General features: G+C 43.6%; 13 protein-coding genes. 7 read left to right on the top strand and 6 right to left on the bottom strand.

All coding sequences use genetic code 11. From position 1 onward, the window contains the following. Positions 1-23 precede the first annotated feature (23 nt). The 3 genes from sbcB to VIB_RS07785 form a co-directional block, all read right to left on the bottom strand. Entirely contained in the window at positions 24-1,466 is a 1,443-nt protein-coding gene (gene sbcB / locus VIB_RS07795; protein WP_004395408.1) for an exodeoxyribonuclease I, read from the bottom strand. A gap of 274 nt (positions 1,467-1,740) precedes the next feature. Beyond that, positions 1,741-2,127, bottom strand: coding sequence for a thiol-disulfide oxidoreductase DCC family protein (locus VIB_RS07790; RefSeq protein ID WP_040904359.1), 387 nt, complete (start codon positions 2,125-2,127; stop codon positions 1,741-1,743). A 55-nt stretch (positions 2,128-2,182) separates the two neighbouring features. Further along, positions 2,183-3,073, bottom strand: coding sequence for a LysR family transcriptional regulator (locus VIB_RS07785; RefSeq protein ID WP_004395406.1), 891 nt, complete (start codon positions 3,071-3,073; stop codon positions 2,183-2,185). Between the two features lie 108 nt (positions 3,074-3,181). Here VIB_RS07785 and budA point away from each other — a divergent pair, with 108 nt between their 5' ends. Genes budA through budC form a run of 3 tightly spaced genes read left to right on the top strand, consistent with a single transcriptional unit; the run spans position 3,182 to position 6,461 of the window. Then, positions 3,182-3,967 (top strand): acetolactate decarboxylase, encoded by a 786-nt coding sequence (gene budA / locus VIB_RS07780; RefSeq protein WP_004395405.1) that lies wholly within the window; start codon positions 3,182-3,184, stop codon positions 3,965-3,967. Positions 3,968-3,999: 32 nt separating this feature from the next. Further along, on the top strand, positions 4,000-5,706 hold the full coding sequence (gene alsS / locus VIB_RS07775) for an acetolactate synthase AlsS (RefSeq protein ID WP_004395404.1): 1,707 nt from the start codon (positions 4,000-4,002) through the stop codon (positions 5,704-5,706). Continuing rightward, the gene (budC, locus tag VIB_RS07770) at positions 5,703-6,461 is read left to right on the top strand and encodes a meso-2,3-butanediol dehydrogenase (RefSeq protein ID WP_004395403.1); all 759 of its coding nucleotides are present in this window, start codon (positions 5,703-5,705) and stop codon (positions 6,459-6,461) included. Before alsS ends, budC begins: the two co-directional genes overlap by 4 nt. A 113-nt stretch (positions 6,462-6,574) precedes the next feature. Here budC and VIB_RS07765 read toward each other — a convergent pair whose 3' ends face one another. Then, positions 6,575-7,111 (bottom strand): RNA methyltransferase, encoded by a 537-nt coding sequence (locus tag VIB_RS07765; RefSeq protein WP_004395402.1) that lies wholly within the window; start codon positions 7,109-7,111, stop codon positions 6,575-6,577. Positions 7,112-7,583: 472 nt separating this feature from the next. Here VIB_RS07765 and VIB_RS07760 point away from each other — a divergent pair, with 472 nt between their 5' ends. After that, positions 7,584-8,396, top strand: coding sequence for a hypothetical protein (locus VIB_RS07760; RefSeq protein WP_004395401.1), 813 nt, complete (start codon positions 7,584-7,586; stop codon positions 8,394-8,396). A gap of 200 nt (positions 8,397-8,596) precedes the next feature. Here the strand turns inward: VIB_RS07760 and VIB_RS07755 are convergent, their stop codons facing one another. Next, positions 8,597-9,487, bottom strand: a complete 891-nt coding sequence (locus tag VIB_RS07755) for a LysR family transcriptional regulator (RefSeq protein WP_004395400.1) — start codon at positions 9,485-9,487, stop codon at positions 8,597-8,599. An 89-nt stretch (positions 9,488-9,576) separates the two neighbouring features. On the opposite strand from VIB_RS07755, the gene VIB_RS07750 reads away from it, so the two are divergent. After that, positions 9,577-10,035: a PACE efflux transporter gene (locus tag VIB_RS07750; RefSeq protein ID WP_040904357.1), complete on the top strand. Its 459-nt coding sequence runs from the start codon at positions 9,577-9,579 to the stop codon at positions 10,033-10,035. Between the two features lie 84 nt (positions 10,036-10,119). Further along, positions 10,120-10,854 carry an RNA methyltransferase gene (locus tag VIB_RS07745; protein ID WP_004395399.1) on the top strand — a complete coding sequence of 245 codons (735 nt, stop codon included), beginning with the start codon at positions 10,120-10,122 and terminating at the stop codon, positions 10,852-10,854. Between the two features lie 119 nt (positions 10,855-10,973). Here VIB_RS07745 and fdxA read toward each other — a convergent pair whose 3' ends face one another. Then, a complete protein-coding gene (gene fdxA / locus VIB_RS07740; protein ID WP_040904355.1) occupies positions 10,974-11,297 on the bottom strand; it encodes a ferredoxin FdxA in 324 nt (107 codons plus the stop codon). A gap of 225 nt (positions 11,298-11,522) precedes the next feature. Here fdxA and VIB_RS07735 point away from each other — a divergent pair, with 225 nt between their 5' ends. Then, the gene (locus tag VIB_RS07735) at positions 11,523-13,127 is read left to right on the top strand and encodes an NAD(P)/FAD-dependent oxidoreductase (protein ID WP_004395397.1); all 1,605 of its coding nucleotides are present in this window, start codon (positions 11,523-11,525) and stop codon (positions 13,125-13,127) included. The last annotated feature ends 20 nt before the right edge of the window (positions 13,128-13,147 follow it).

Below are 13,147 nucleotides of genomic sequence, written 5' to 3'. Positions count from 1 at the left end.
AAAGCCTTCTTTTTATAAGCCGTTTAAGAAGCCAGCGCTTCAACATAATGATACACTGCTTTCAGTATGGCGATTTTTTTAGCATCGTGTTGATGTTGCTCGACCAAATTTTCTAAGTTGAGCATATAACTTGGTAACTGAGTAGCAAAGTAATCTTGACAATGGCTTGCCCAGCGGCGCTGTTCTGTTTCATTGAGTGTCCAAGGATAATGACGAGCTCGATAACGAAACAGCAGGGGCGCAATGCGTTGATCACTGAATTGAATATCTAAGTCAGCGAGTGACTCCGGCGCCGCAGAGCGAATAATGTCCATTGCCGCGCGATCGGAAGGAGAAAAGAACCCATCATAGAGTTGGCTATCGACATCACTGCTGGCTGAAAAATCACGTTCAGCACTAAACACATCCACTAACTTTTCACGCAATGTTGGTTGTTGACGAATTTGCGAAAGATGAGCCAAGCACTGCTCGCGGTTAATACCTATGGTGGCGGCATTTTCAGCGGTAAGGGTTTTCGCTGGGGCTAAAATGGGGCACTTATTCAAATGAATCAACTTAACTGGCGCAGGTAGCTCACCCTCTGCCAAGTCATCATGTTTAGTATAGAGGCGCTGTAAGAGTTGCTCGCTGGTTAACTCGAATAACGGCTCGGGATTTTTCGCCAAATCGACCACGATTACGGCATTTTGATTGGTGGGGTGCCAAGCAATAGGTACAACCCAACTGGTGTAACTGCGCTCACGTCCTAGCATGCCAGAGACATGCATTAATGGCGTCATGTTAACAATATCAACCAAATCAATCAGCTTACGCTTATGGCGCATCGATAAGAAATAATCAAACAGCTTAGGCTGTGCTGCTTTGATTTTTTTTGCGAGCTCAATGGTGGCAATCACATCAGCCATCGCATCGTGAGCATTGCTGTGTTCTATACCATTGGCTTTAGAAAGGTGCTCCAGTTTAAAACTGGTAAAGCCTTCTTGGTTTTCAGGCCATTCAATACCTTCTGGGCGCAAAGCATGACAAGCACGCATCACATCAAGTAAATCCCAGCGTGAGTTGCCTTGTTGCCAACTCCAAGCGTAGGGGTCAATAAAATTCCGATAACAGGTATAGCGAGTTACTTCATCATCAAAACGAATGCTGTTATAGCCTAAACTGGTGGTATTCGGTGTGGCCAGTTCAGCATGAATGCGGGCAATAAATTCTGGTTCTGGCAACCCTTCTGCCATCGCTTTTTGTGGCGTAATACCCGTTATCAAAGCGGCTTCTGGTGAGGGCAAATAGTCGCTGGGCAGTTGACAATAGATGACCAGCGGCTCGCCAATGATATTAAAGTCCATATCGGTACGCACACCAGCAAACTGGCTGGGACGATCTTTGGCTGGGCTCGTCCCCCACGTTTCATAATCTAAAAAGAAGAATGTCTGTTGATGATCTGCGTTGTGAGGTCTGGAATTTTTCAAAGTAGGCCTTATCTTTCCGTCGATTGATAAAGAGAGTTGCTGCTCTCATTCATGACGTCGGTTTGGACATTACGATACAACCACAGCCAGTAACCGATGGCACGATCTGGTTAGCGAGATCGGCGGAGTATTAGTATTCGGTCACTAGAAAATGATTGAGCAGTATTGATAGGCTAAGTATCTGATCATATCCACTGACAATGCAAGAGCGATCGCGCTTTGCACAAGCAACTGGCTTTCAATTGATGTCAATCTAGGCGCTAAAGAAAAATAGTTAACGCGAACATTGGTTATTAGTGCATTTAGCGGTGCCAGTTAACCAAAACGAGAAACGATAACGGTGTTTGGCAAAATACAAATACGCTTTATCGGCCAAAGGTTTAATCAATCGCCAACGTAGTGGAGCATAAATCCAACCTTTTCCGACCAATTGCCAAGCACGATGCACCGCGTCTAAGCCGAGAATCAGTTGCTGTGATTCGTTTAATCCGTGCAAAATAATGCCTGCTTGCTCAATATCAATCTGTGGATAAGCGACAATATCCTCACTATAAATATCAATCATCTTAAGCGATTGTTTTTTATCTAGTCGCCTAAGAGTATCCATTTCTTTAACGCACAATGGGCAAGTGGCATCATAAAATAAAGTTAATTGAGTCATGGTTGGGTCCGGTTAAAATTATCATGCTGATTATACGTCTTTGTGACGGTGTCGATCACTGTTTAGTAGGGCTGCGCATACATTGAATGCTGGAATTAATTAACGGGTGATGATGACGGCTATTCCATACTAATGCGACCTGACTGACAAAAGGCATGTCGTTAAGATGTTGTATAACGACGGATTGATCGAGATGCTCAGTTAAAGATAACGGTACAATGGCGATACCAAAACCAGCTTGTGCCATGGTAATCGCGGTACGCAGTTGTGGTGCAGCGTAAGGCTGAGCTATATGTACGCCGGCATGATGTAAAGCAGCCTCAATACGATCGTATAACGCGGGTCCAGTATCTCTAGGAAACATCAGCACATTCTCATTATGCAACTGCGCCAAATAAAGTGTTGAATGAGCGGCTAATCGATGATTAATGGGCATGACAGCCACAAAAGGATCATCAAACAAGATCTGATGGTTGAGTGACTCACTGGCATAACAAGGCAAGCGCAGAAAAGCCAGCTCTAGACGTTGTTGTTTAAGTAACGTCACGAGCTCAGGCATTGAGTGTTCAACGGCAATTAAATGGAGAGTTGGACACTGTTCATGCAATTGGCGGATATTCTCTAAAACGCTACGGCTACTGGCGGTAGAGGAGGCAAAACCGATACGCAGTTCTTGTTTTTCACCGCGTGCAATTTGTTCTAACTTGTGTTGGCAGCGTTCGACTTCTTCTAAAATATGCTGCGCGTCATGATAAAACACTTCACCGGCAGCCGTGAGCTCCACACCACGAGGCAGACGCTTAAACAGAGTTACCCCAAGCTCATCCTCTAACTTTTTGATCTGTTGACTGAGTGGCGGCTGGGCGATGCCCAACTGCTCAGCGGCGCGGGTAAAATGCTTGGCTTTGGCGACAGCGACAAAATACTTCATGTAGCGAAATTCCATGGTTCATCCATATTTTTTTCATATCAAAATAAATCTTTTTTATATTGGATTTGTTGCGCATAGCAAGTCAATCTAAATGTACGCTTTAGTTCATATTAGGATTGAATGATGCAACGTTTTATCTCTGCGGTCTGTTCTTGTCCTCAGCAAATTGCACAACAATTTGCTCATTATCAGCAAGGTTCGGGAGAAGGGGAGATTTATCAAACTTCGCTGATGAGCGCCTTAATTGCTGGTGTTTATGAAGGTTCAACAACCATTGCTGAACTGCTTAAACACGGTGATTTTGGTTTGGGGACTTTTAATCAATTAGATGGCGAATTGATCGCTTTTGATAGTCAAGTATTCCAATTGCACGCTAATGGTTCCGCGCATCCTGCTCAACTTGATCAAAAAACGCCTTTTGCGGTGTTTACTTTCTTTAAACCAGACATTGAATTGCCCATTAATGACACGTTAACTCGCCAGGAAGTGCATCAGCTCATCGATCGCTTGGTGCCTAGTGACAATGTATTTTGCGCGATTCGGCTTGAAGGGGATTTTCCATTAGTCCAAACCCGCACCGTTCCTAAACAGCAGCGCCCTTATCGGCCGATGCTCGAAGCGATCAAACAGCAGCCAACGTTTCATTTTGAACATCAATCGGGGGTGATGGCGGGGTTTCGTAGTCCGCGATACACCACGGGGATTAATGTCCCCGGTTACCATGAGCACTTTATTGATCAAGCGAGAACGGGCGGCGGCCATGTTCAGGATTACGTTGTTTCATCGGGTTTTTTACAAATCGGTCGTGTGTCGCGCTTAGTGATTGATACACCGATATCGAGCGAGTTTCTTGATGCCGATCTGATGCCAAAAGATCTTTATTCCGCCATCGAAGCGGCTGAAAAATAATCCAATACTTTGTCAGTCAAAAAGGAAACGTTATGTCCTCTCATCATACCTTGCGCAATGGCGCGCAGTTAATCGCACAGCAGCTAGAAACTTTAGGCGTTCGTTATGTGTTTGGTATACCCGGTGCCAAAATTGATCGGTTATTTGACGCACTTGAAGATACCCGCATTGAGCTTATCCCGGTGAGACATGAAGCCAATGGCGCGTTTATGGCTGGTATCATGGGCCGTTTAACCGGTAAAGCGGGAGTCACCTTGGCGACCTCAGGGCCGGGCTGTGGAAATTTAGTGACTGGCGTCGCAACGGCCAACGCCGAGGGCGACCCGATGTTGGCTATTGGTGGTGCGGTAAAACGAACTTACCAGCAAAAACAGACTCACCAGAGTATGGATACCGTGAGCATTTTTCGCTCGGTAACCAAATACAGCGCAGAGATCCAGCATGTTGATGCGGCTAGTGAAATCATGGCTAACGCGTTTCGAATTGCCGAGTCTGGTCGTCAAGGCGCATGTTTTATTAGTGTTCCGCAAGATGTGTTAAGTGATCAAACGGAGACCGATTTAGTCATCCCACCTAGCTATCGCCCAACCGGTTATGCCGATTTAGCGGCTGTTGAAGAGGCAGCCAATCGGATCAGTAAAGCGCAGCGCTGCGTGGTGTTACTTGGCTTACATGCGAGCGATCAAGTCACCGCCTCTATGATCAGTCAATTTTTACAAAAAACGCAGTTACCGGTGGTTGGCACTTATCAAGCGGCAGGTGCGGTGGATATTAACTACTATCACCATTTTGCTGGCCGAGTCGGACTATTCAATAATCAGCCGGGAGATGTGTTACTGCAAGATGCGGATTTAATTATCACTATCGGCTTTAACCCCATCGAATACGACCCAGAGCTATGGAATGCGCGTCGTTGTCCGATCATCCATATTGATATTGAACCAGCACAGTACCAGCAACACTACCAACCTTGTATTGAAATGATTGGTCATATTGGAGCAACGTTACAAGCCCTTTGTGCACAGATGACGGAGTTTGTCCGTTTATCGCCTACAGCATTATCGATTTTAGAAGAAGTGACGCAGCAAAGGCATATCATCAAAAGTTATCCGATTAAACAGCGCGCGGCGGGTTTTCATCCTTTGAGCTTGATTAAAACCATGCAGGCGATCATTACGCCCGATACAACCTTGTGCCTTGATATGGGGAGCTTTCATATTTGGATTGCGCGCTATTTAAGCTGCTTTCGAGCTCGGCAGATGTTGGTTTCAAATGGTCAGCAGACCATGGGCGTTGCGCTACCTTGGGCGATTGCTGCGAGCTTATTAAAACCGGGACATAAGGTGGTTTCAGTTTCTGGTGATGGTGGCTTTATGCAGTCGAGCATGGAGTTAGAAACCGCGGTGCGCTTAAAGTGCAACATTGTCCATATTATCTGGGTTGATCATGCTTACAACATGGTAGAAATGCAGGAGCAACAAAAATATCAACGCAGCTCAGGGGTAAAATTTGGCCCAATTGATTTTCAAGCTTACGCGCAATCGTTTGGTGCGCATGGATTTGCCGTGACCCAAGCGGATCAATTAATGCCCATCCTTCGCCAAGCCATGGAAGTAGAAGGGCCAGCAGTTGTCGCGATTCCAGTGGACTACTCAGATAACTACAAATTAATGCAGGCTCGTAGTGAGCAGCATCAAGATCCTGTTTTTCAAATCAATAATGAAGGAGTTTTGCTATGAAAGGGTTAATTAATAAAGTCGCGATCATCACCGGTGCCGCTAATGGCATTGGTTTAGCGATTGCACAGCGTTTGTATGATGAAGGCGTTCAACTGATGCTAGCAGACTGGGATCAAGAGCAGTTGCTTAATGCTTTAGAGCATTTTGATAAATCACGTGTTGCTGCGCAGAAAGTAGATGTATCAGATGCCCAGCAAGTTGCCGCCTTGGTTCAAGCCTGCGTTGAGCGCTTTGGTCAACTGGATATTTTAGTCAACAATGCGGGGATTCATATTCCCGGAACGGTACTGGAATGTAGCGTAGAAGACTGGCAGAAAATTTCGGCAGTCAATATCGATGGTGTGGTTTACTGCGCTAAATTTGCCTTACCAGAGTTATTGAAAACCCGTGGCTGCATTGTTAACACCGCGTCGGTTTCTGGTTTAGGTGGTGATTGGGGCGCCGCATTCTATTGTGCAACGAAAGGAGCCGTCGTCAATCTAACGCGTGCGATGGCGCTAGACCATGGTTTAGATGGCGTTCGCATCAATGCGGTATGCCCAAGCTTAGTGAAAACCAATATGACCAATGGTTGGCCGGATTCAGTGCGGGATAAATTTAATGAACGCATTCCTTTGGGACGTGCCGCTGAGCCACAAGAGATTGCCGCGGTAGTCGCATTTTTAGCCAGTGATGATGCCTCGTTTATTAATGGTGTGAATTTACCGGTTGATGGTGGTGCAACCGCCTCAGATGGGCAACCGAAAATCGTCTAATGCACCATTCGCGATGATTTACACAGCAAAGCCAGTATGACATTAGAGTGTACTGGCTTTTTGTTCGAATGAATCAAAACACAGTGAGGAGGGGAGAGATAGAGAGTCTTCGGCTAATCATTCGCTTGATTGAGTTTGTCACGCTGAAATTTCAAGCGGTTTTTGACATCGCGATTAGTAATAATTTGCTGTTGATGGTCGATGTCAGCGTTAGTTTTGGCAAGTCGGTCATACAGTAACACATTGACACTAGCGGCTAAATTCATACAGCCCACGGTCGGGACATAGACCACCTCATCAGCTTGATTAATGATAGCTTGAGGAATAGAGCCATCTTCAGGGCCGAATACATAAAGCGCCTGTGGCGGATGAACAAATTCAGGCAGCGGCGTTGCCCCTTCCGCCAGTTCAACACAAACAATCTTGGTAGCGGACGGTAAATTGTCGGTAATCTCAGTGACTGCCATCAGGGGAATACTATTTTGGCGGTTTTTGGTGTCGGTTTGCAATTTCACTGCTCTGTCGTAACGGGTTCCCGTATAACGAATCGCATCAGCTTGATAACACCCCGCCGCACGCAGTACACCACCGACATTGGTTGGGCTTTTCGGATTACATAAGCCAATGATCACTGACGTTTCATTGTTCACAAAAACGTTCCTCTTAAAATTGGGGCGAGCAGTATAGCGCTAAATTTATAGAGAGTAAGAAAAATATTTTATGAAATTAGCATCAGTCATCTAGCTTAGTGAGTAAAAATAAATACTTATTTGTTATGGATAGGTAATAGTAATGATAGTTTTATCTCGTGAAATGAAACATTTTAATGATCGAATTCCAAGTGACATAGAACATTTTTAAACATTAGGAGTATTAAAATTCTAATCTATATACAAGATCACTAAAGGGAGAGTCGGTTACATAGTTATTACATATTAAACTGAGCTTTAACTTGCATTAAAACCAAAACATTTAATTAAACTAAAGGTATTCATGGAATTATCACAAATCTGATATAAAACTAGTTTAGTATGATTTGGTAGGGACGCTGTCAGCTGTATTCGTTCTCTAACAAATGGACTAAGTAGTACTGGTATTAATCAATATAAAGGAAATATTAAAATGAGTAATTTATTAGGAAGAACTAATGAATGGGTTAAACATATCACTAGTACAGATAAAATTCTTTTACCTCAGTCGATATTTGAAAGGCCATCATTACTAAGAATGGAAGGTGTTCAAATAGAGAACCCTGCACGTGCAGAAGCTGTCGGTGACTATAGACAGCAAGCAAATAATGCATCAACCCCAGGTACTGCACCTCAAAGCATTTTTGATGGTATGCAGACAGCTGTTAATATGTGTCGAACCAAAGCGGAATATAACCCATTAGACCCAGATGGTAAGGGCGATAAAACCCACTTTATTCAGTTTACTCAATATATTAGCTCGATGCCTTTTGTAACTTTAGATTGGGCGACAACGACACAAATAAAACAGCAGAGCAAAAATGCGGATATATTGATTAACTCATTTGTGGATGGATTTTGGGGTATAGAAAAAGGTGATAAAAATCAAATAGTAAAATCTGTTCAAGGGTTGGTTTCTGCAGCGTTGTCCTATGCCAATCAGACGGAAAAAATGTCTAATTTTGCCCAAAACTTATTACAAGTAGATTCAGCAGGTAATGTTCAGTTTAGTCTTTATAGTAGTACTTTCCAAATATCAGCAACAGAAAAAAAAGGCATTATTACTTTCCATTCAGAGTATGAATTATCACAAGCGATGTATTCACTCTCCCCAGCAAGTTGGGCTTCGGTTAGAGAGGCTTTCTCAAGACAATATAAAGTTACTGTTGATGACTGGATTAATGATATGACAACCCCAGTTAAAGAAGGCAGTACAGTAAAAGCTCTCTGTTTAGAAGAAAGGTAATACCAAATTAATATCATGCACTAAGCTTACTGTATAAGTAAGCTTAGTTTTTAAATGGTGTAATTATAACTTGTATAATTCTTTTTAAATTTCTATTGGTGATTTTTATTAGATATAAATTGTAATTATATTCTAATGTTTTTAATAATATTTATTATTGACAGTTTTTAATTAATAGTGGATGATTTTATTAACTATATTTAATCTTTATCAATAATGTCATTTAATAGTGATAATAAGGCTTTACGTGCTTGCTGGTGCAAAGGATCGGTATTCCATTTTTGGTGTTGAATTAGGTCAATATTGACCTCCCATGCAAAGTTGGTGAATGTGCCATTAATTCGGGTCAGCGCATTCGGGACGCTTTGTGCGAGATGGTTAGGTAAAAAGGACCAGCCAAAGCCGTTCACCGCCAATTCTAGAACAGTGTAATAGTTATCGGTGTACCAAATGTCCGGGCTAAACGCTTGATTTAAGCTACTAAATTGACTGTTTTTAGATCGCACCGTGAGCTGTCGATATTGTCTTAATTCATCAATGTGTGTAATCGGTATGTTAGCCAGTGGGTGATGTTTAGCGACAAATACATCAAAGGCGATATGACCTAAACTGAAAAAATCTAAGCAAGTGGGTAAGTCTGGTTCACTTAAAATCAGTCCAGTTGTGGCACGTCCTGATTCGACTAACTCAATAATATCACGGCTCGAGGCCATTAAGCATTCGACCTGAAGGTGAGGAAAGGCTTGCTCTAATTGACGTAAAGCAATCGGCAGTTTAGCGAGTGGAATTCCTTCATCCATCGCCAAAATTAATTGGTTGGCATCAGGGGTATAGAGCTGTGATGCTTTACTACTCATGCGAGCAAGCTGAATCAATGTCGCTTGTGCATAAGGCATTAACTCTTCCCCTTTAGCGGTTAGTTTTGGATAGCGTCCACTACGATCAAAGAGATCGACCCCGCAATCTAATTCCATATTGATGATGTGCTGACTGATCACCGATTGTGCTTTGCCAAGTTCTCTTGCTGCTGAGGAAAACGAGCCTGTTTCTACGGTTTTCACAAAAGCACGCAGCTGATCGATGCTGAACATATCGTTTTTACCGATGGTATCTAACTTTTAAGTATCCTTATTGTAGATAAAATGATGACTCTTGAATAGTTGAATTGAGGTAATTCATCATGGGTCGGAATGAGCGTATTTTTCACGCTGTGGTTTTCGAAATCATTGCACTATTAATGATGGTGCCCCTTGCTTCGTGGTTTTCTGGTAAAGGAACAGGTGATATGGCGTTAGTGAGTATCGTCCTGAGTGTTACCGCGACAGTATGGAACTATATTTATAACGTGTATTTTGATAAGTGGTTTGGTAGTGATCGTATTCAACGTGGTTTAATGATGCGGATTGGTCATACACTGGGTTTTGAAGGCGGATTATTACTGATCACGATTCCTTTTGTTGGCTGGTTTTTACAAATGTCGTTATTAGAAACCTTAGCTTTAGAAGCGGTCTTTATTACGTTTTTCCTCTTTTATACCTTAGGATTTAACTGGTTATACGATAAATATCAGCCTTATCGTGCACTAGGTAAATGGTTAAAAATAGGAAAGAGAGTAGAAACAAAGAGAATTTCTTCGTAACGATTGTTGCCACAACGCCCTAGCGCTCTTTAGCTCTAGGGCGCTTTACTTTATAATCGGCGCGCTTTCATCTGGGATAAAATCATGATTTCAAAAAACCAACTCAAATTACTGCGCGCGTTAGGACAAAAAAAACAGCGTAAAGCGCACGGCTTATTTTTGGTTCAGGGTGAAAAAAACGTCCTTGAATTAACCCATAGCGCATTCAACGTTCAGCATGTTTTTGCCACAGCAGAGTTTCTAAACTCACATGCTGAGAACGTAGCGAGTTACACTTGCACTGAAGCATCATTGGATGAGTTGACCAAAGCCAGTACGTTGGTTAGTAATAATGCCGCGATAGCAGTGGTCGAGATCCCGAAGATTGAAGTCCCCAAAGCACAAGGTTTAATGATTGCTTTAGATGGTGTTTCTGACCCTGGTAATTTAGGTACGATTATTCGAGTCGCAGATTGGTATGGGATTAAACATATTGTTGCCAGTGTCGATTGCGCTGATCCTTATAATCCGAAAACCATCAGTGCAACTATGGGCAGTTTTGGTCGCGTTCAGGTGAGTTTGGTGGATTTACCGCATTACTTGGCACAAGCCAATTTACCCGTTTATGGTGCGTTTTTAGAGGGGGAAAGTGTCCATACAACTTCCTTTAGTGCCCAAGGTATTTTGTTGATGGGCAGTGAATCCCATGGTATTCGCGAATCGGCTGCGCAATGGGTAACCGATAAAATTACCATTCCGGCATTTGGTGGAGCAGAGTCATTGAACGTGGCGATGGCGACAGGAATTATCTTGGATAATATGCGTCGTCAACATAGTTAATCACTATTTTCGTGTACCTTATTGCTATTTGATATGGCTACTCCACGTTGTTTGGGTATAAAGCAAAACACCAGCGCTAAGCTGGTGTTGTTGTGCGAGACCAAAATCAGGTAACCGGGCTATTTCTCTAGCATTGAGAGCTTATTTGGCACACCATTCCATTTACCTGCTTCATCCATGGCTGGCTTGACTTCGGTTTGTGTTGGCCAGATTTCTGCCAGCTCGGCATTAAGCTCAATAAATAGCTTTTGGTCGTCGGGCAACTCATCTTCTTGAAAAATCGCTTGTGCATCACACTCCGGTACACAGAGGCCACAGTCAATGCACTCAATCGGATTAATGACCATAAAGTTGGGGCCTTCGTGAAAGGCATCGGCCGGACATACCGCCACACAATCTGTGTATTTACATTGTATACAATTATCGGTGACCACAAACGCCATAACAGGTTGCTCTTTAATCAGTCAAAAACGAAGAAGGGGCATAATACGGATCCGAAGGCAAAATTCAACATTCTCTGCACGGAATGTTACGGTCAATGCGCTCAAATCTTTGCTGAATCGGGATTTAGTATGACATAGAAGGCAAATTCTCGTAAAATGCGCGCCATTGTGAGCCGGGCCTTAATGGCTCTAGCTAAGACACCAACCGATACGAGACATCACTTCATGATACGTTTAACTGAAATCAGACTCCCTTTGACACACGAAGAAGGCGAACTACGCGAGGCGATTGCCAAAAAACTGCGTATTCCAGCACAGCAAGTGCTCTCTTTTACTCTGTTCAAACGTGGCTATGATGCTCGTAAAAAAAACAATATCCAGTTGATTTACACTTTAGATGTGGAAGTCGAGAACGAAGCTGAGTTATTGGCCACGTTGAGTGACGATCCTCATGTTCGAATCACACCAGATATGGAATATAAATTTGTTGCTCAAGCACCGGCTGATTTGACTGAGCGTCCAGTGGTGATTGGCTTTGGTCCTTGTGGCTTATTTGCTGGCTTAGTGTTAGCACAAATGGGTTTTAAGCCGATCATTGTTGAACGTGGAAAAGAAGTGCGTGAGCGGACTAAAGATACGTTCGGTTTTTGGCGCAAAAGGACATTAAACCCTGAATCGAATGTTCAGTTTGGTGAAGGCGGAGCAGGGACCTTCTCTGATGGTAAGTTATACAGTCAAGTCAAAGATCCTAACTTTTATGGTCGCAAAGTGATCACCGAGTTTGTTGCTGCTGGTGCACCAGAAGAGATCATGTACGTCAGTAAGCCACACATTGGTACCTTTAAATTGGTGACCATGATTGAAAAAATGCGCGCGACGATTCTTGAACTGGGCGGTGAAATTCGTTTTAGCACCCGAGTGGATGATATTCATCAACAAGATGGCAAAATCACTGGTGTGACGTTGTCCAATGGTGAAGTCTTGCATTCTCGCCATGTTGTACTTGCCGTTGGTCATAGTGCACGTGATACGTTTGAAATGCTTTATCAGCGCGGTGTTTATATGGAAGCTAAACCGTTTTCGGTTGGTTTTCGGATTGAACATAAACAATCGATGATCGATGAGGCGCGTTTTGGCCCAAGTGCGGGTCACCCGATTTTGGGCGCTGCCGATTATAAACTGGTTCATCATTGCAAAAACGGTCGTACGGTATACAGCTTCTGTATGTGTCCGGGTGGAACCGTGGTCGCCGCCACATCAGAAGAAGGGCGCGTGGTCACGAATGGCATGAGTCAATATTCTCGTGCTGAGCGCAATGCGAATAGTGCGATCGTTGTTGGTATTGATCCTGAGCGTGATTATCCTGGTGACCCATTAGCGGGGATTCGTTTCCAACGTGAATTGGAGTCGGGCGCTTACCAATTGGGTGGTGCCAACTATGATGCGCCTGCACAAACGATAGGTGATTTTCTGGCTGGGCGTGAGCCAAATGCTCTCGGCGATGTTGAACCTTCTTTTACTCCCGGTATTAAACTGACCGATTTATCGAAAGCGTTACCTGCGTTTGCTATTGAAGCGATTCGTGAAGCTATTCCTGCCTTTGATCGCCAAATCAAAGGTTTTGCTTCGGATGATGGGCTATTAACTGGCGTAGAAACTCGAACTTCATCGCCTATCTGTATCAAACGTGGTAAAGATTTCCAAAGCATTAACTTACAAGGATTCTATCCTGCGGGTGAAGGCGCTGGTTATGCTGGCGGTATTTTATCTGCCGGCATTGATGGGATTAAAGTCGCTGAGGCGGTTGCGCGCGATATGTTAAAAGCGTAACGAATAGCGAGATATAACCT

The organism is Vibrio metschnikovii CIP 69.14, from assembly GCF_000176155.1.
Taxonomy (GTDB): domain Bacteria; phylum Pseudomonadota; class Gammaproteobacteria; order Enterobacterales; family Vibrionaceae; genus Vibrio; species Vibrio metschnikovii.
Note: the sequence above shows the minus strand (reverse complement) of the source record. Positions and strands in the feature narration are given on the sequence as shown.